Annotated in this window: 12 protein-coding genes; 11 read left to right on the top strand and 1 reads right to left on the bottom strand. The window is 49.8% G+C overall.

Features of this window, described 5'->3' with window-relative positions:
• Positions 1-5: 5 nt before the first annotated feature.
• The 9 genes from OL444_RS31330 to OL444_RS31290 all read left to right on the top strand — a co-directional run bounded on the left by OL444_RS31330 (position 6) and on the right by OL444_RS31290 (position 15630).
• A complete protein-coding gene (locus OL444_RS31330) occupies positions 6-3089 on the top strand; it encodes a SusC/RagA family TonB-linked outer membrane protein (protein ID WP_264726641.1) in 3084 nt (1027 codons plus the stop codon).
• Positions 3090-3100: 11 nt separating this feature from the next.
• A complete protein-coding gene (locus OL444_RS31325; protein ID WP_264726643.1) occupies positions 3101-4510 on the top strand; it encodes a RagB/SusD family nutrient uptake outer membrane protein in 1410 nt (469 codons plus the stop codon).
• 14 nt (positions 4511-4524) lie between these two features.
• Positions 4525-5214 (top strand): fasciclin domain-containing protein, encoded by a 690-nt coding sequence (locus OL444_RS31320; RefSeq protein WP_264726645.1) that lies wholly within the window; start codon positions 4525-4527, stop codon positions 5212-5214.
• A gap of 219 nt (positions 5215-5433) precedes the next feature.
• Positions 5434-7899, top strand: a complete 2466-nt coding sequence (locus OL444_RS31315) for a glycoside hydrolase family 2 protein (protein ID WP_264726647.1) — start codon at positions 5434-5436, stop codon at positions 7897-7899.
• A gap of 27 nt (positions 7900-7926) precedes the next feature.
• Positions 7927-10455, top strand: coding sequence for a glycoside hydrolase family 95 protein (locus OL444_RS31310; protein WP_264726649.1), 2529 nt, complete (start codon positions 7927-7929; stop codon positions 10453-10455).
• Positions 10452-12314, top strand: a complete 1863-nt coding sequence (locus OL444_RS31305) for an alpha-L-fucosidase (protein WP_264726650.1) — start codon at positions 10452-10454, stop codon at positions 12312-12314. The genes OL444_RS31310 and OL444_RS31305 overlap by 4 nt, the downstream gene beginning before the upstream one ends.
• Before the next feature lie 8 nt (positions 12315-12322).
• Positions 12323-14116 (top strand): glycoside hydrolase family 36 protein, encoded by a 1794-nt coding sequence (locus OL444_RS31300; RefSeq protein WP_264726652.1) that lies wholly within the window; start codon positions 12323-12325, stop codon positions 14114-14116.
• Between the two features lie 3 nt (positions 14117-14119).
• On the top strand, positions 14120-15277 hold the full coding sequence (locus tag OL444_RS31295) for an alginate lyase family protein (protein ID WP_264726653.1): 1158 nt from the start codon (positions 14120-14122) through the stop codon (positions 15275-15277).
• 116 nt (positions 15278-15393) lie between these two features.
• Entirely contained in the window at positions 15394-15630 is a 237-nt protein-coding gene (locus OL444_RS31290; RefSeq protein WP_264726655.1) for a hypothetical protein, read from the top strand.
• Here OL444_RS31290 and OL444_RS31285 read toward each other — a convergent pair.
• On the bottom strand, positions 15627-16925 hold the full coding sequence (locus OL444_RS31285; protein ID WP_264726657.1) for a hypothetical protein: 1299 nt from the start codon (positions 16923-16925) through the stop codon (positions 15627-15629). The genes OL444_RS31290 and OL444_RS31285 overlap by 4 nt on opposite strands.
• A gap of 170 nt (positions 16926-17095) precedes the next feature.
• Here OL444_RS31285 and OL444_RS31280 point away from each other — a divergent pair, with 170 nt between their 5' ends.
• Positions 17096-18202: a hypothetical protein gene (locus OL444_RS31280; RefSeq protein ID WP_264726659.1), complete on the top strand. Its 1107-nt coding sequence runs from the start codon at positions 17096-17098 to the stop codon at positions 18200-18202.
• 69 nt (positions 18203-18271) lie between these two features.
• Complete coding sequence (locus OL444_RS31275) at positions 18272-19774, top strand: endonuclease/exonuclease/phosphatase family protein (RefSeq protein ID WP_264726661.1); 1503 nt, start codon at positions 18272-18274, stop codon at positions 19772-19774.
• The last annotated feature ends 2 nt before the right edge of the window (positions 19775-19776 follow it).

Here is a 19776-nt window from a genome sequence, read left to right as displayed (position 1 = left end):
TTCCTATGTATGCACATTTACGATGTATCCTGCCGGTAGCACTGTTGTTACTTGGCTGCTGCAGTGGTACCAGCCGTTTGTATGCCCAGCTGCGGCCAGCAGCCGGACAGGTACTGACGGCTGACAACCAGCCATTCCCCGGTGTAACGGTGCGGGTGAAAGGCGCGTCTGCCGGCGCCACTACCGGCCCGGATGGCCGGTTTAGCATCGCCAATGCCCCGGCGGATGCCGTACTGGTATTTACGGCCATCGGCCACCTGCCGCTGGAACAAAAAATGACCGGTACCGGTAATATGCAGGTACAGCTGCACCCCGCCAGCAAACAGCTGGATGAAATTGTGAGCGTAGGATACGGCATTGCCCGCAAAAGAGACCTCACCGGTGCCATTACCTCCATTGGCCGCGATGCGATTGAGAAACGGCAACCCGTGAACCTGATAGATGCCCTGCAAAGTCAGGCAGCCGGCGTACTGGTGATGAACGATGCCGGTGAACCCGGCGCAGAAGGCAGCATCCGTATCCGCGGTTACTCTACCTTTTCTACCGCCGGCAACAACCCGCTGTTTGTGATTGATGGCGTATTGAGTGAAAGCGCCGGCAACATCAACCCAGGTGATATCCAGTCCATCGAAATCCTGAAAGATGCGGCATCCGCCGCTATCTATGGTTCCCGGTCGGCCAACGGGGTGATCATCATCACCACCAAACGGGGCGTGGCAGATAAACCCTCCCTGGATGTACGCTATTCCAGCGTATTTGGTAAACTCGCCCACAAGCTGCGGCAGGCCAACGCGGATGAAGTACGCCTGTACCGAAAACTCCAGGATACTACCAGCTCCGGCGTATCAGCAGATTCCCTGAACCCGGGATTTAATGCGGACAATGATTATCAGGATATCATCACCCAAACGGCTATACGACAGCAGGTAGATATGAGCATCAGCGGCGCGGGCAGGAATGCCAACTATTACTCCAGTATCCAATACCTCGATGATAAAGGTATTGTTGTCAATAGCTGGGCTAAAACCCTGAAATCACGCGTGAATACGGAATTCTCCCTGTCGGATAAAGTAAAAGCCGGCAACCGTTTTCAACTGGTATACCAGAAGCGAAACAATATCAATGAAGGTAGTACTTTGAACCAGACCTTTCAGCGCCCTACCAATTTTTATGTATGGCTGCCGGATGGCACGGTGGCCGGTTACCTGAGTGGGCGCCGCAATCCGCTGGCACACGCACTCTACGAAACCAACATCACGGAAGCATATGGAGGTAACGCCTATACGTTTTTAACCGTGAAGCTCGCCAAAGACCTGACCTTTAACACCAACTTTAACGTGGATCTGTTTGCCCCGCACAATATTACCTTCAGTTCCAAACTCACCAGTGCGGCCAATCCCACTGCCAGCTCCGGCGGTGAAAGTTTTGACCTGAATATCGGCTGGCAATACCAGGCTTATATGAACTACGCCCGTACCTTCCGGAAAGATCATCAGTTCACGGCTATGGCAGGTTTCAGCGCAGAGAAATATAAAGGCAACGGATTTGATATCGGCGGTACCAATTATGTAAGTGAACTGGTATATTATGCCAATGCCTATGGCAAACTGCTGAACAACAAAACCACTACCAAAGGTTTTGCCCACAGTATGGCTTCTTTCTTCGGGCGCGTCAGCTATAGCTATAAAAGCCGCTATATGCTGAATGCTACCTTACGGCACGATGGTTCTTCCCGCTTCGGTAAAAACAATGTATGGGGCGATTTTCCTTCGGTATCAGCCGCCTGGCGTTTCAGCGAAGAACCATTTATGGCATTTGCCCGCCGCTATCTGACAGACGCCAAGCTGCGCGTGAGTTACGGCCAGACCGGTAATGAACGTATAGGCGATTACGATGCCATGCAACGGCTTACTTTCGGTACCTATTATTACAATGATATTTCAGGCGTGGTGCCCACTTCCGATTTTGGCAACAATAACCTGAGCTGGGAAAGTACCCATCATACGGATATTGGCCTGGATTTATCATTGCTGAATGACCGGCTGACGTTTGTGGCAGACTACTACATCAAAACCACTAAAAAACTCCTGTATTCCCGCCCGCTGCCGGTAGAAACAGGTTATGATAATGCACGTATCAACCTGGGAAGTATTCAGAACAAAGGGCTGGAACTGGCGGTGAATGCACTGGCGATAAAGAAAAAGAATTTTCAGTGGAGCACCATTTTTAATATCAGTTTTGAAAGAGGAATCATTCAGCAATTGTATAACGGCGAACAGTTTATTGCCGGCGATAAGTGGCTGGTGCGGGAAGGCGGCCGCCTGGGCGACTTCTATGGCTTCCGTTACCAGGGCGTTTACCAATATGACCAGTCCAATGCCTACAATGACGATTGGGAGCAACTATCACCCGTATTTGACGGCAACCGTTTTACCGGCGAATATACCCTCAACGGACAAAAATATACCGGGCAGGTACACCGGATGTATGGCAATGGTAACCTGCTGAAAGGTGGCGATGTTATCTATGAAAACGCCAATAAAGACAGTGTGATTGATGATGCAGACCGTCGTATTATTGGTAACTCGCAACCCACTTTTTACGCAGGCTGGATTAATAATCTTACCTATAAAAACTTTACGCTCTCCTTTACTTTTAACCTGCAATGGGGCAATCAGGTATACAACAATGCGGCCGCCGGACTTAATAACTACACCACGACACACGTCATTCCGCAGCCTTATGTGATTTACAATGCATGGCGCAAGCAGGGCGATATCACCGACGTACCCCGTGTGGATAAAAGCACTGCGTGGAACCACCGGATCAGTACCCGTTACCTGGAAGATGCATCGTTTATTCGTTTAAGTTATGTAAAGCTGATGTACACCTTTCAGCAAAGATGGCTGCAGCGGGTGAAGATGAAAGGCGCCGGCGTATACCTCTATGGCAGCAACCTGATTACCTGGACGAATTACTCCTGGTATGATCCGGAGTTTTCGTCTGCCAATGCACTGCAGATGGGGCAGGATAATGGCCGGTATCCACGGCGGCGCGAATTGGGGTTAGGTATTAACATTCACTTTTAATTTTTCCTGAGATGAAGCAGCTATTTTTTTTAACCGGCATCGCCATCATCCTGCTGACCGGCGCCTGTGGCAAATTCCTGAATGAACAGCCGCAAAACCAGTTGTCGCCGGACCAGTACTGGAAAACAGAAGATGATATTGTGCACGCACTGGCAGGTGTGTACGATGGTATACAGGTGAGTCTGAGTAATAACTATGTGTATTGGGGAGATGCCCGCACGGATAATTTTAATGTGACGCAGTATGGCAATAAACAATTTGCGTTGAACGGGCTGAGTGCCACCATTCCGGGGTCTGACTGGGCGCCGCTGTACCTCACCATCGGCCGGGCCAATATGTTGCTGAAAAAGGCGCCGGGTGTTAAAAATGTACCCATTTCCGCCTTGTCGCAATACCAGGGCGAAACCCTGGCCATTCGGGCCTGGTGTTACTTTACGCTGGTTCGTTTATGGGGAGATGTGCCCGTTTGGCTGACACCCTATGAAGACCTGGCCCAAAGTCCGTATAAGACACGTACGGGTACAGACAGTATTTTTAATGGCGTGATCCTGCCCGACCTGCTAAAAGCCTACGACCTGTTGAATATGGATCACAACAACCTCTTTAACATCAATAAGGGCAGTATAGCGGCTATCCTGATTGACGCTTATATGTGGCGGCATGATTATACCAACGCGTTGAAGTGGATGGATAAACTGGCCGCTTTAAACTGGTATTCGCTGGAGCCTACGGCTACCTGGAAGAATATGTTTACCTATCCGGCCGGCTCTGTGGAAAACATCTGGAACCTGTCGTGGGACTACCTGGTAGACGGCGGCGCGGGGATAGCTTCTCTGGTAGGCTGCAATGATAACAACAGTGATTTTATGGCAGATGATTCTGTATGGAATCATTTTCTGGTGGATACCACGGATATACGCGGTAAACAAACGGTAGACCTGAAAGCCCGGGATAAGGTATTGAAATTTTATGCCGTAAAACTGGATAACAAAGGACGACAGTTATATCCCAAAAGCAGTGAAACCAACATTCAGTATCCGATGTACCGTTATGCAGATATCATCCTGCTGCGTGCGGAAGCCTTGCAGGCTACCGGTCAGCCGGCCGCTGCACTGGACCAGCTAAACCGGGTGCACACGCGTGCCGGCATGAAAGCCTATACCGCTGCTGATTTCCCGGCTCCCGGTGATTTGCTCAATGGTATTTTACGGGAAAGACAATGGGAGTTTTTCTGCGAATGTAAACGCTGGTTCGACCTGCGTCGCAACGGCAAAGTGAAGGAAGTTATGGACCCGGTGCTGAAAGCGCGGCAGGCGGATAATCCGGGCTACAGTCATCCCGGTTTGCTGTTGTGGCCTATCAACCGGGATAATCTCAATGCCAATCCCTATCTCAAACAAAATCCTCCTTATTCAGAATAATAAAAACCATTGTTATGAAAAGATTATGGTTGCTGGGTTGCACCTTACTGAGCGCCTGTTCACTGGGCGGACTGGATATGCAGGAATCCTGGAACTTTGAACCGCATGTACTGGACCCACATACATTTAAGAACACCTGGCAATATATGCAGGACCGGAACAGGCCCGGCCAGGATTCTGTATTTAATGATATGCTGCAGGCGATTGCCTATGCCGGTATTGATTCTTCTGTGTATACGCAACAAGGGCGTACCTATATCCTGCTGCACCGCGATGCGGTATTACGGCTGGATAAAAAGAAGGTAACGCCGGATTGTTACTGGGGTAAATACCTCGTACCAGACCGGGATGCCGCCGGCAATATTATACCCGGCAAATTCCGGGCGGCCCGCAGCTGGCAGGAGTATCGTCCGGAACAGGTGAAGGCATGGCTATTGTACCTGATTGTGCAGGGAGAATATACCTTTAGTAATATAGGTCCTGAAAATGAAACGGTGCAAACCTTGCTGCCGCCGCAGGCAGATACGGCCAATCCAACCAGTATCATGACGTTACGCCTCACCAATGACCGTAACTCTACCATTAAATTGAACGATTTCCTGAATTCTACTACGGTAACGAATGTACGTACAGGTGGTATTTTAAATACCAACGGCCCGGCGCATGTGGTAGACCGGGTGGTGGAATTCCGGACAAAACCTTGAGAAAAGCTACTTTTTTTCAGAAAAACCAAAATTAATGTGAAAAAATGCAAACGATTGCATAATTTTTAGTCGCTTATCGGCCAGGATCTGTAAACAAGGTAATACCCGTACCTTGTTTACCTCGTCAGACCACCTGTTATTCCACGACAGGCGGCAGTTGCCAGGTGAAGCTCCGGTAAGCAGCGTACAACAACAGGTATCTGATTAAAAGTAATGACAATGCATCTGAAAAGAATGGTTTACTGCTGCATATGGTTAGCAGGGATATTTACAGCAACAACAGCCAGGGCACAGCAGTCGGCACGGATTACACAATCCTGGGAGTTTCTGAAAGGGGACCTGGGCGGCATCTGGGAAGCCGTCAGGCCCGTCACGGAAGGTAGCCCGGAGTCTGTACCGCTGTGGGAAAAGGTAGTATTACCCCATTGTTTTAATGCGCGTGATGCGGTAGATCCGGATGTAAACTACTACCAGGGACCTGGCTGGTACAGAACGTTAATGGATATACGGAATCCTTATGATCAGGGGCGTACCCTGTTGCACTTTGAAGGCGCCGGACAAAAAACAACGGTATATGTATACACGACGAAAGTAGCCACCCATACCGGCGGATATGACGAATGGACCGCGGACATTACCGATGCCGTGCAGGCATTTCTGCAATCACCGGCAGCCAAACCTTTTTCGGGAAAAGTACCGGTATCCATACGTTGTGATAATAGCCGGGATCTGGAGATGATTCCTTCGAATATGTCTGACTTTAATGTATATGGCGGTTTATACCGGGACGTGAATATCGTATATACACCAGCGTTATCTTTTACCGATTTTCAGATACAGGCACAAACCGATGCTGCCGGTAAAACCGCTAACCTTACTATCTACAGTGGTTTCCTCAATCCGCAACATATCACGGCAGCTACCCTGGAACTGCGTATTACAGACCCACAGCATAAAGTAGTACAAACGCTGCAGGTACCCGTAAAACCGGCTGAAGGCATACAACAACTGGCCGGCATCTCCCTGACAAAACCGATGTTATGGTCGCCGGAACATCCTGCTTTATATACAATTGAAGCCACCTTATTATCTGCTGCCGGCAAAGCGGTATGGCGCGGCCAGACGGGATTCCGGCATGCTGCCTTTGTACCGCATGGCCCCTTTGTACTGAATGGAAAAAGACTGTTGCTGAAAGGCACACACCGGCATGAAGATCACGCCGGCGTAGCAGCAGCTATGACTACCGACATGATACGACAGGAAATGTTGTCGATAAAAGCAATGGGCGCCAACTTTATCCGCCTGGGGCATTATCAGCAATCACGTACCGTGCTGGAAATGTGCGATAGCCTGGGCATTCTGGTGTGGGAAGAAATTCCCTGGTGCAGAGGTGGACTGGGAGGTGAAGTATACCGGGAACAGGCCCGTCGTATGCTGACAAACATGATCTACCAGCATCGTCATCATCCCGCAGTGATACTATGGGGGCTGGGAAATGAAAATGACTGGCCTGGTGACTTTACCACATTTGATAAACAACAGATCCACGATTTTATGGTGGAATTGAATACGCTCGCACATCGCCTGGATAGTACGCGTAAAACGGCTATCCGCCGCTGTGATTTCTGTAAAGATGCTGTAGATGTATATTCTCCTTCTATCTGGGCCGGCTGGTACCGGGGGCGCTATACCGAATACAAACAGGAAAGTTTGCGCGAAATCGCCGCCGTACCTCATTTTTTTCATGCAGAATGGGGCGCCGATAGTCATCAGGGACGGTATGCAGAAAAACCGGAACAATTCATCCAACAAATAGCTACCGGCAAAGGGGCCGACGAACGTACCGGCGATTTTGCCCGTACCGGCGGTAATGCCCGTGCCTCCAAAGATGGCGACTGGTCAGAATCCTATGCGGTGAACCTGGTAGACTGGCACCTGAAAGAACAGGAAACCATGCCACAGCTGACCGGGTCGGCGTATTGGATATTCAAGGATTTTTCTACACCGCTGCGGCCGGATAATCCTGTGCCCTATGTGAACCAAAAAGGTATCGTAGCCCGCGATGGTACACCGAAAGAAATATATTATGTGTTTCAGTCCTATTGGGCAACCGCGCCGATGATCCATATCTATGGCCATGCCTGGCCTGTGCGATGGGGGAAGGCCGGTGAAGCAAAAGAGATACGCGTATATGCCAATTGTCCCACAGCGGAATTATTTGTAAATGGAAAAAGTGTGGGTATCCGGCAACGCAACCTCCAGGATTTTCCGGCTGCAGGCTTACGTTGGGAAGTGCCTTTGCAAACGGGAGAGAACCACATTAAAGTGGTGGGGCGTAATGGCAAACAAACTTACAGTGATGAAGTGACCTGGCATTATCAGACGGAGGAATGGACAAGGCCGGTGAAATTAGTGGTAGAAAAAGTAAGTGAGGGGAATGATACCGCGCTCGTGAAAGTAAAGGCGCTAGACGCGAAAGGGATATTGTGCCTGGATGCAGCGCAGCAAGTGGCTTTTACCATCGCCGGTAAAGGAATGCTGATCGATAATCAGGGTACGGCAGGGGGCTCCCGCAAAGTACAACTGGCCAATGGGCAGGCGAGTATCCGGGTAGTGCTGCACGGAGAGAAAAGTATGCTGGCAGTGACGGCTGCCCGCATGGCCACCGGATGGGTAGCGCTATAATACAATCACTATGTTAATAAAGTCCTGATGATAAAATATGTTTTAAGCCTGGCAGCGATACTTTATTCCTGGCAAAGCTATAGTGCCACGCCGGAAGATACGTTACTGAAACTATGGTACCGGCAGCCGGCAACCCAATGGGTAGAAGCCTTGCCGGTAGGTAATGGCCGGATGGGCGCTATGGTATTTGGCGGTGTGCAAAAAGAGGAACTGCAACTGAATGAAGGCTACCTCTGGTCCGGTACGCCCCGCGATGGAAATAATCCACAGGCGAAAATATTACTGCCACAGATGCGGCAGTTGCTGGCTGCAGAAAAATACGGAGAAGCAGATCTGCTGGCCAGAAAAATGATGGGCACTTACAGTGCGCGTTATCTGACGTTAGGTAGCTTGTTTATCACGCAGGATATACCGCAGCAGACTACCCGGTACCGGCGCGAACTGGACCTGAATAATGCTGTGGCCCGGGTTAATTATACGGCTAACGGTGTAGACTATACGCGGGAAGTATTTGCCAGTTATCCGGCGCAACTGCTGGTGGTTCGCTATACGGCCAATAAGCCCGGCGCCTTGCAGTTTCATACTACTTTTGCCAACCCCATGCCGCATGTGAATCAGGTGAGGGATAAGCGTTATCTGGTAATGACAGGCAAGTGCCCGGAATATGTAGCCAGCCGGCCTTATGAAACTAAACAGATCGTACAGGGAGAAAAAGGTATCCACTATGAAGTACACCTGCAGGTACATAAAACCGATGGGCAGGTAACAGCGGATACCAGCGGCCTGCAGGTATCCGGTGCTACGGAAGTGGTGTTGCTGGTGGCAATGGGTACCAGCTACCGGAGCCCGGATGACTGGTCTGGCGACCCGGGCGCACAAGCCCGCACGGCCTTACAGCAATATGCCAATGCCGGATATAATCAGCTTTTCAAAGCGCATGTAACAGACTATCAGCGTTTATTTAACCGCGTAGCCCTGCAGCTGGGCGATGATGGATCCGCTGCATCACCGACCGATGAGCGACTGAAAAAATATACACAACAGGGCGGTAACCGTGATCCGCAGCTGACAGCATTGCTGTACCAATACGGCCGTTACCTGATGATAGCCGGTTCCCGGAAAGGCGGACCAGCCATGAGTTTACAGGGACTTTGGAATAAAGAGATACAGCCACCATGGGGCTCCAACTATACCATCAATATCAATACAGAAATGAACTACTGGCCGGCAGAAACGGCCAACCTCACGGAATGTGCCACACCCCTGTTTACCTTTATCGACCGCCTGGCTAAAAAAGGCCGTACCACGGCAGCCGTGAATTATGGTGCCAAAGGATGGACGGCGCATCATAACGCCGACATCTGGGGCATGACACATCCGGCTGGCGGTATCGATTTTGCCGATCCCTCCGGCAATCCCAAATGGGCTATATGGCCAATGGGGGGCGCCTGGCTGAGTCGTCACCTATGGGAGCATTATCTCTTTACCGGCGACCGGAAAGCCTTACAGGAAGCATATCCTATCCTGAAAGGCGCGGTGGAATTTATGCTGGACTGGCTCATTAAAAACGATCAGGGGCAATGGGTAACCAGCCCTTCCACAACACCGGAAAATAACTTTATGCTCGATGGCCAGCGGAAAGGATCTGTGAGTATTGCCAGCACTATGGACCTTTCCATCATACACGATCTTTTCAACAATACGATACACGCCGCGCGTGTACTGCAGCAGGATACCGCCCTGGTAAGACGTATGGAACGTACCCTCACAGAGATGTATCCTTTTCATACCGGGCAATACGGACAACTGCAGGAATGGTACAAAGACTGGGACGATCCGGCAGATAATCACCGGCATCTTTCCCATTTATATGGCTTGTTCCCGGGCAACTTTATTGCCCCACGTCGTACGCCGGCACTCGCGGCAGCGGTTACACGTAGTTTACTGTTGCGGGGTGATGGCGGTACGGGCTGGTCAAAATCATGGAAGATCAACTGGTGGGCGCGCCTGGAAGATGGTAACCATGCCTATACGATGTTGAATAAACAGCTGTTCCTGGCCACTGTGCAAACCGTCAGCGTGGCCGATAACAGTGGTGGTTCCTATCCCAACCTGTTTGATGCGCATCCGCCTTTTCAGATAGATGGCAACTTTGGCGTGACCGCCGGCATCACGGAAATGCTGCTGCAAAGCCATGATGGCGTATTACATCTGTTGCCCGCTTTGCCGGATGCCTGGCCGTCGGGCAGTGTGCGTGGCTTAAAAGCAAGAGGTGGATTTGAAGTGGATATGACCTGGAAGGATGGCCAACTGACGCAGGCAGTGATCCGGTCTGCCCAGGGCGGCAACTGCCGTATCCGGGTAGCCCATGCTGTTACTGCGGATGGCCGTGACATGAAACCGGCAGCAGGAGAGAACCCGAATCCATTTTATCAACTACAGACAGCGGTAAATACCGTGATAAAAGATAAAGACAAACTACCCGCGTTACAGCTGAGGAAAGTGGTTACCTATGACCTGCCCACTGTAGCCGGTAAAACCTATCATATTCGATGAAGATACCTGCATTTGTTTTTAGTATAGGCCTCAGCGTTACATCCTTAGCGGGCTACGCCCAGGTGAAAGGAGATGATGATGGCATTTTGTTGCAACAGGCACGTAACAGAGACCAGGCAGCTGTACAAACAGCCGTGAATGGCTGGTGGACAGCCTCGCTGCAACAACAGGCATCCCGTATTGCCTGGTGGCGGGAGGCCCGGTTTGGCTGCTTTATTCACTGGGGTGTTTATTCCGTACCAGGGGGAGCCTGGAAAGGGAAAAAAGTAGAGGGATATGCCGAACACCTGATGCGGAAAGAAAAAATCAGCCGCGGAGAATATGCAGAAAAACTGATACAACCTTTTCATCCGGCTCATTTTGATGCAACGGCCTGGGTACAGCTGATAAAGGCTGCTGGTATGAAATACCTGATCATCACGGCTAAACACCATGATGGGGTAGCGATGTATCCAACTGCCATCGGCGATTACAGCATCAGGCAAAGCGGCTTTAAGACCGATCCTATGGCGGCATTATCCGCCGCCTGTAAAAAGGCCGGTATTCGTTTTGGATTTTATTATTCCCATGCCTTTGACTGGGAACATCCGGATGCACCAGGCAACGACTGGGATTATGATAATCCTGGCGGCGATAAATTGCTGCACGGCGGTGTTAACTGGTATGATATACATCCGGAACGGTTGCCGAAGGCGGTGAAGTATGTCAACGAAAAAGCGATTCCGCAGATACAGGAACTATTGCGCAAATACCATCCGGATATTTTGTGGTTTGATACCCCGAGTAAATTGCCGCTGAGTGAAAACCTTCGTATACTACAGGCGATCCGGGAAGTAGATCAACAGGTAGTGGTCAACGGTCGGCTGGCCCGCAGTGCCGCCATTTCTTTCGGCGACTATAAAAATACTGCCGACAGGCCTGCTGCATTTTACCCGGTCACCGGCGACTGGGAAGCGATTCCTACTACCAATGAATCCTACGGTTATTCACAATACGACAGCAGTCATAAACCTGCTGCATTCTTTATCCGTTTGCTGGCAAAAGCGGCGGCGAGAGGCGGCAACCTATTGATGAACATCGGACCGGAAGGAGATGGCAGTATTGACCCCCGCGATACGGTAATCCTGCATCGTATCGGTACCTGGATGCAGCGATATGGTGCGAGCATATATGGCACTACCACTACGCCCTTGCCGCTACAGCCATGGGGAGAAAGTACCCGTAAGGGCAATACCCTGTACCTGCATGTATTTGACTGGCGCAAAACCTTGTATGTAGGCGGTTTGATGGGTGATATACAAAAAGCTTATCTCGCCGGTAGCCGGCAGCAGCTCCCTTTCCGGCGCGCGGGAAAAAAGGATATGATCCTGGAATTACCAGCGGTAGCACCGGATAGCATGAACAGTGTGATTGTATTGGAGATGAAAACGTTACAGACAGATACCGTGCGTGTATTGGATACGAAAGATATCACCAACGTCCTGCATGCTTTTGATGGCACATTGCATGGCAATGGCTGGCAGTATGGAGATGGGAAAAGTCCTACGGCCTATGTGCATAACTGGCAATCTCCTGCACAGTATATCAGCTGGAAGATCCGTACGGTAAAAGATGCCACTTTCCGTGCCGGTATCCGCTATCTGACAGATGCGCCGGTAGCATCGTCGTATGTCGTACAAATCGGGCAGCAGGTAATCAAAGCCAATACAGTACCCGCTACGGGTAAACCGGCGCCGGTGACTGCTGCGCTGCAGGAGATTTTTTTACCGGCAGGTGAATATGAGGTAACCATAAAAGCAGATCAGCTGCAAGGCAAAGAGTTGATGAAATTATATGAGCTCACGCTGCAACCCAAATAATATACCCGATGAAAAATAGTGTTTTAATATTCCTGAGCTGTTTATTACTGCAGGCATATGCTACGCAGGCAGGTATTACAGATCGTTTTATACAATCCCTGCAATCCTCTCCTGCAAAGGTATTACAGGCAGATGGTACATTGGCGCCGGCTACCGTGAAAGTCATCCGGAGCTGGCAAGGTAATTTTTGTACTGTACGTATAGTCAATGCCGGTAGTGAACGGGTACGGCTGAAAGAAGTGATAACAGGAACCGTTGGCCGGGTATTACCACCAGCTACGCCTTTTTATGCAGAAGGTTTTCAGATGCTGACGCAAACCACCGGTACCCTGGAAAAACCCGTAGCGCTGGGCAATTACACCGATGCCGGCCACTATAAAATACCACAGCCGGAAGGGTATCTGGCAGTGTACAATCTATTGCGGCTATATCCTGCCGGTGAACAACAGTTATTGTTGGGATATACCTCTGCCAACCGGTTCGTAGGAAAATTCTATCTGTCTGCTGATACGATTAAAGTAGTAACAGACCTGGAGAACCTGGAGCTGTTACCGGGGCAGTCGTGGCAGCTGGAAGAGCTGATGGTGGTAAAGGGAACGGATGGCAACCAGTTGTTGCAACGTTTTGCCGACCGTATCCAGCATTTTCATCCCCGGTTGCCTTTTGCAGCGCCTCCTGCGGGTTGGTGTTCCTGGTATTGTTTTGGTCCGCGTGTCACGGCAAAAAATATTTATGATAACCTCGATTATATCAAAGAACATCTACCTGCCCTGAAATACATCCAGGTAGATGATGGCTATCAGCCGCACATGGGCGACTGGCTGGAGGCAGGCGGCTCTTTTGGCGGAAAGGTACAGGATGTGCTGGACACCATTCGTGATAAAGGTTTTGAGCCGGCTATCTGGGTAGCGCCGTTTATCTGCGATAGCAATTCTACTGTTTTTAAGCAGCATAAAGACTGGCTGGTGAAAGATGAAAACGGTGCACCGTTGCGCAGTGATGCGGTTACCTTTGGCGGCTGGCGCTGGAAACCCTGGTATGTGCTGGATGGTACCAATCCGGCAGTACAACAGCATTTCGAGCAGTTGTTCCGCACGATGCGGCAGGAGTGGGGCGTGACTTATTTTAAACTGGATGCCAATTTCTGGGGAGCTATTCACAAAGGTGTTTTTTATGATAAGCAGGCCACACGGGTAGAAGCCTATCGCCGGGGTATGGCGGCGATACTGAAAGGAACAGGTAATGCCTTTATACTGGGCTGTAATCATCCTTTGTGGCCTTCCTTAGGAATGGTGCATGGTTCCCGTAGTTCCATGGATATTAAACGTAATTGGCCTGTGTTTGAACGGTCTGGCCGCGAAAACCTGTACCGGGCGTGGCAGAATGGCCGTTTGTGGTGGAATGATCCGGATTGCCTGGTACTCACCGGAAAGATGCCGGATAACGAATTTAATTTTCATGCAGCCCTGGTATATGCTACCGGTGGTATGTTGCTGAGTGGAGATGACCTGACGGGTATCTCACAGGAACGGTTAAACGTTTTGCGGAAAGCGGCAACGCCAACAGGTAAGGCGGCCGCATTTGAAAATACCGCATTTGAAGTAGGACGGATGCAGGATGCCGGCGGTAGCCGGATTGTGGTACTCAACTGGGAATCATCTCCCCGTACCTTAAAAGTAAAACTGGATAAACCAGCTACCGTAGTGGATTACTGGACCGGTGAACCTATCGGAAAATATACCGGCTATATCACCATCACCCTGCAGGGACATGATGGAAAAGTACTGCAGTTAAAACCATAAATGATGCGTTACATCAGTCTGATAATATTAGCGATGTGGGTTTTACCCCTGCAGGCACAGAAGTCTTTCCGGGATAAACTGATACGGGATACCCGGCAGGCGGTGATTGCCAGGGCACAGCGGGTGATATCCGAACTACCGGTGACGATTACAGCGTATAGTAGTGCCCGTAGTGCCGGCGACAAACATGACTTTTATTCAGAGGGTGACTACTGGTGGCCTGATCCGGCCGATCCGAAAGCGCCCTATATACAGCGCGACGGGCAATCCAATCCGGATAATTTTACAGCGCACAGGGAGGCTATGATCCGGTTGAGTCGTATTATGGGCGCGCTGGCGGCCGGTTATGTAGCAGGAGGCGATAAAACATACCTGCAGCGGGCACTGGTACATGCACGGGCATGGTTCGTGGATACTGCTACGAGTATGCGACCTGCCTTGTTGTATGCACAGGCCATTAAGGGCCGGGTAACCGGCCGGGGCATCGGTATTATCGATACCATTCATCTGCTGGAAGTAGTAGAAGCACTGCGTATCATGGAAAAGGCGGGTATCATACCGCGGGACGACCTGGCGGCCATGAAAGCCTGGTTTACGGCTTACCTGCAATGGATGACCACTCATCCGTATGGAAAAGATGAGATGAATGCTACCAATAATCATGGCACCTGCTGGGTCATGCAGGTAGCATCTTTTGCGCGGTTTACCGGTAATAAAACCTGGACAGATTTCTGTATTCAGCGGTATGAAACCGTGTTGCTACCGGCGCAAATGGCGGCGGATGGCAGCTTTCCGCAGGAGCTGAAAAGAACTAAACCTTACGGCTACTCGTTGTTTAACCTGGATGCCATGAGTACGATCTGTCAGTTACTGAGTACGCCGGCACATAATCTGTGGCAGTATACCACCAATCAGCAGCAGAATATAGCCCTGGGTATGGCTTTCATGTATCCGTATGTACAGCAGAAAAACAGTTGGCCCTATGGTGCGGATGTGATGTATTGGAACCAGTGGCCGGTGGCACAGCCTTTTCTTGTTTTTGGTGCGGCAGCTTTGGATAAGGAGGATTATTACCGGCTATGGTTGTCGTTGGAACATGACCCGCAGGAGCCGGAAGTACTGCGTAATTTACCTGTGAGAAATCCGCTGATCTGGTTCTGATTTCCCCCACAAAAACCGGGCTTGTTTACATAAAATTAACCCTTTGGATCAATATTTTTATTAATATAATTGATTAACTTTAAAGCTACTATACACTATGTTTAAACTTTAGAGATATGAGTTGGATAGACGACTTGTATGTAATTTACCAGAAACTGGATGCGACCGGTTGTGAGGAGGTAAAGCATGATATCCTTAAGGCCCAGATTGATGGCTGTAGCAGAGGTGAGATCTATGTTTTGGTATTACAACAATTATTAAATATTAAGAAAGACAAGGCCCCTGTGTATGAACTGATTAAAGGAGAAGTAGAGAGTATTATCCATTGTAGCCATGCGCCCTATCACAGCTAACTACTTAATTCATCTATCAGTTTCTGTACTTTGATATAATTGGGAGCGCCGGGTGGTATTTTCGATAACCACTCCAGGCACTGCTGTTTATGTCCTTCTTTCAGGTAGCTTAATGCCATATAAAAGGCTGCGTCATAACGAAGATCCTCGCTGTTGTTATAAACAGTGAGCAGGTCGGTGCGTGCTGCCTGCAGCCGGTGCAGGTCTACCAGGCTTACGCCGCGGTAGTAGTGAGCATACAGGTTATTGGGGTTGATGGCCAGCGCATTGTTGAGCAACAGCACTGTTTGTTCAAAGTGACCGCGGTTAAACTGCACGATGGCTGTTTCCGGCAGGCGTACACTGTCATTATCCGGAATCTGCATTTCGGTGGAAGCAAACTGCCGGTAGATATTTTTATGCCACGGACTTACGTACAACAGAATCGCCAATCCTGCCGCAATCAGTGCGGTGAGGATGACATAGTTGCGTATAGGCATGGCCGTATTGTCTTTGGTCGTATACCAGGCATTGCGTTGCCGGTAGAGGAGAGACAGCAGTTCGTCCCGGGAAGGGTCGCCGCAGATTTTCTGTGCCAGCAGCTGCCGGAACAAGTCGAAGCGTTTCACCTGTTGTTTTAGTACAGGCTCTGTTTCCAGCCGGGTGGAAAAAGCTTTCTTCTCCGGATCGCTCATCTGTGCCGTCAGAAAACGATCACTTTCCTGCAGATCGGTGTCGGAAAACAGATTACTTTTCAGTTTGGCATCTATATCCTTAAAAATGCTGGTGAAACACTGTGCCCGTCTGGCAGGTAATTCCCCGACAGGGATATTCGTTTCTACGGCAATATCTTCCTGTAAACAATCGGTGAGTGACCAGCGAAGAAGATTTCTGCAGCTGTCGCCGAGTTGCAGGTAAGCCTGATAAGTAAGCCTTCTTTTTTCGCCTTCTTTCAGTACATCTTCCACATCCTGAATATCATCGCGGCTGAGGGTAGACAGTTCTTCTGTTTCCAGGCCGGGAATACGTTGGCCACGCCTTTCCAGTTCCAGCTCCCAGATACGTTTGCACAGCAGCTGGAGAAAAGGTTCAAAGGAACTGACCTGCAGCGGATGACGGCGGGCATAGTAATAAATATCCATTAATGCTTCTTCAAAGATGTGGGCGGCATCTTTAACATTACCGGTTTTCTGGAGGATAAAGCGTTTTTCTTTGGTGGCAAAACGCTGATAGATTGTTTCTATAATTCCCGGTGTGTAATGTAGCAATCCCTCAATATATTCCTGGTCGTTATTTGATAAAGGTTCAGGTGACATACATATCGTTTTTGCCTGTTCGTCTGTACTAAAAATATTAAACCTTGCGGAGCTGACCTAATAATTTATTCTACCAACGGTACAAACTGTAGGCATTTAATGGTACAACTTGTATATAAGTTGAGTATCTTGCCGAACATACCCGCTATTGAGACAGGACACCTAGAAATATGTATCATCCTACACCTGAAACGAATGATCTGATCCTACAGTTTATTCAGTCGCCACATGATCCTTTTTTACAGGAGCAGATTGCTGCTTTGAAGGCCAGTGGGCCGGAACAGTCGGCTTATCTGGAACATTGCCTGGAAGCCTGGATGGAAGAAGAACCGGAGAAACCAGTGCTGCCGGCACAGGTTGAAATACCCGCGCCGGTTGAAATACCTGTACCCGTTGCCGCTCCTGTATTAACCATGCCTGCTGCACCGGTACCGGTTGAAACACCCATGGTCACCGCAGCGCCGCCACCGGCGGAAATGATGATAGCACCCGCTGTTACGGAGCCACCTGTTATTACTGCTGTAAAAACAACCGTGGTAGCACCGCGTGCCGTTAACCGGAAATGGCCGGCTGCGATTACTGCGGCCGTAGTGCTGCTGGCAGTGGTATTAATTATGCTGAGATGGCGCCGGCCGGTAGAAATGCTGGTACATACCAATGATTCCGGTATCATAGATTCCCTGGTGCTGGGAAAGAATGGGAAGGCTGTGTTGAATAAAACAGCCAGTATTACCTATCCGGCAGATTTCGAAAAAGATCCCCGGATAACGGTATTATCCGGAGATGTTTATTTTGATCTGGAACAGACAGCCCCCGTTGTTTTTCAACTGGATGATTATACGGAAGTACGTACTACCGGCGCTGTGTTAAATATTCATAAGACGCCCGCCACTACCCAGGTGTTTTTAATTAAAGGCAGTGCAGTGGTGGTAAAAGGTACCGGGGAGCAAATTCCGCTGACAGCCAGCATGCTGCTGAAACAGGATCGTTATCAGCCTTTACAGAAAAAGCTCATGAAAAGTCAGGCCGCACTGGTCTGGCGAACCGGCAACCTGCAGTTCAGCGAAGCGCCGCTGGAGGAAATTCTGTATGCCGTCAGTATGTATCATAACATTGTGATCAATGTGCCGCCTTCTGCCAACAGCCTGAATAAACGCCGGCTGACAGCCGATTTCAATAATTATACGGTCACGGAAACCATCGAAAGCCTGCGCGATATGCTGGGTGTACATATTGTAAAAGATAGTATCAATGTGTACTATCTGACGATTAAGTAAATGTATCTTTAACGAAGGTATCTGTACTGTCACCGATACCCGCATGCGAATCCTAATCGTACCACCACCATGAAAAAGTTGTATGTTCTGCTGGCAACGGCGCTGCTGCCTGTTGTATCGTTTGCACAGACTGCTGTGTACAAACAGTCATTTGATAAAGATACCGGCTATGTTACCTGTGCGGGCATCCGCGGTACCGCCCTGAACCTGGGACCGGAAGTAGCCACCAGAAAAGTCGTTACACGGCCTTATGTGCTGAACAAATACGATGGCGCCTATACGGTTATCTGCTGGGTAAAGGCGCAGCCTTCCCGTCAGGGTTATGTGTTGCTGCAGGCGGTGTCGGGAACAGAAGAAGCGGCTGCAGGCTGGAGTTTGGGCGTACAGGAGAATGGCGCCTGGTACTGGAAAATAAAACAGCAGAAGGGCACATATCAGTATATGCCTACACCGGAAAGACAAAATATCCGCGATAATAAATGGCACCAGCTGGCCTACAGCTACAATGATGTAAAAGAAGAATGTGCCCTCTATTACGACGGACAACAGGTGGCCATCTATTATACCGCCGGTATCAAAGGTGCACAACAGGCGGAAATACTGGCGGCTGGCGGTGCGATACAGGGCGATCTGGGTGAGTGGGCCACCTTTAACGGTGCGCTCGATGAAATAGCCTTGTATAAAACGATCCTCTCCCCGGATGATATATCCAACGACTATACGAAATATGTGGCTGGCAAAAAGAAAACACCACAATTGCCGGCAGGCGCCCCATTGAAGGTGATGAACTACAACATCTGGCATGGCGGTAATGAAACCGGTAAAGAAGTGGGGCCGCAACGCATTGCAGCGGTAATTCGCGCTTCCGGAGCAGATGTGATTACGATGCAGGAAACCTATGGCTCCGGTGAACGGATTGCCGATGCGCTGGGATATTATTTTTATCTGCGCAGTACCAATCTCAGTATTATGAGTCGTTACCCGATCGCAGAAACGCTGCGGGGCGCACATGCTTTCTGTAATGGGGGCGTCTTTATTCAACTGGATGCTACCCGCCGGGTAGCCGTGGTGAATAACTGGCTCTCTTATCCGTTTGACTACTGGGACATGCTGGAAAAAAAGCAGCCTATTGGTGTGGATACGCTGGTGACGCGCATGGAAGAACATAACGGCGCCCAGTTACGAAAAAACCTGGACGCCATCGATAAAGTAATTGCCCATGCTGACGAGATACCGGTTATTTTCAGCGGCGATTTTAACAGTGGTTCCCACCTGGACTGGACGCCAGCCACCCGTCATCTGAACGAAGGCCTGGTGGTACCTTTTCCACAAAGTAATATCATGCAGGAGGCGGGGTTTACAGACAGTTACCGGCAGCTGCATCCGGATCCGTTGAAGGACCGGGGGATTACCTGGAGCCCACAATTTCCGCATGCTTTTAAGGACCGTATTGACTACATTTATTACAAGGGGAAAAAGCTGCAGCCATTAACTTCGGTGACCATCAGTACACATCCGGTACATTATCCATCGGATCATGCGGCGCTGATGACCAGTTTCCGCGTACAATAGCT

The organism is Chitinophaga nivalis (assembly GCF_025989125.1).
In the GTDB taxonomy this organism is placed as follows: Bacteria; Bacteroidota; Bacteroidia; order Chitinophagales; family Chitinophagaceae; genus Chitinophaga; species Chitinophaga nivalis.
The sequence above is the reverse complement of the archived record's forward strand: the minus strand, read 5'-3'. Positions and strand labels throughout refer to the sequence as shown.

Excerpts from the sequence above, each read along its gene's own strand:
- OL444_RS31330 (WP_264726641.1), top strand. The coding sequence starts at position 6 with ATGTATGCACATTTACGATGTATCCTGCCGGTAGCACTGTTGTTACTT.
- OL444_RS31325 (WP_264726643.1), top strand. The coding sequence starts at position 3,101 with ATGAAGCAGCTATTTTTTTTAACCGGCATCGCCATCATCCTGCTGACC.
- OL444_RS31320 (WP_264726645.1), top strand. The coding sequence starts at position 4,525 with ATGAAAAGATTATGGTTGCTGGGTTGCACCTTACTGAGCGCCTGTTCA.
- OL444_RS31315 (WP_264726647.1), top strand. The coding sequence starts at position 5,434 with ATGCATCTGAAAAGAATGGTTTACTGCTGCATATGGTTAGCAGGGATA.
- OL444_RS31310 (WP_264726649.1), top strand. The coding sequence starts at position 7,927 with ATGATAAAATATGTTTTAAGCCTGGCAGCGATACTTTATTCCTGGCAA.
- OL444_RS31305 (WP_264726650.1), top strand. The coding sequence starts at position 10,452 with ATGAAGATACCTGCATTTGTTTTTAGTATAGGCCTCAGCGTTACATCC.
- OL444_RS31300 (WP_264726652.1), top strand. The coding sequence starts at position 12,323 with ATGAAAAATAGTGTTTTAATATTCCTGAGCTGTTTATTACTGCAGGCA.
- OL444_RS31295 (WP_264726653.1), top strand. The coding sequence starts at position 14,120 with ATGCGTTACATCAGTCTGATAATATTAGCGATGTGGGTTTTACCCCTG.
- OL444_RS31290 (WP_264726655.1), top strand. The coding sequence starts at position 15,394 with ATGAGTTGGATAGACGACTTGTATGTAATTTACCAGAAACTGGATGCG.
- OL444_RS31285 (WP_264726657.1), bottom strand. The coding sequence starts at position 16,925 with ATGTCACCTGAACCTTTATCAAATAACGACCAGGAATATATTGAGGGA.
- OL444_RS31280 (WP_264726659.1), top strand. The coding sequence starts at position 17,096 with ATGTATCATCCTACACCTGAAACGAATGATCTGATCCTACAGTTTATT.
- OL444_RS31275 (WP_264726661.1), top strand. The coding sequence starts at position 18,272 with ATGAAAAAGTTGTATGTTCTGCTGGCAACGGCGCTGCTGCCTGTTGTA.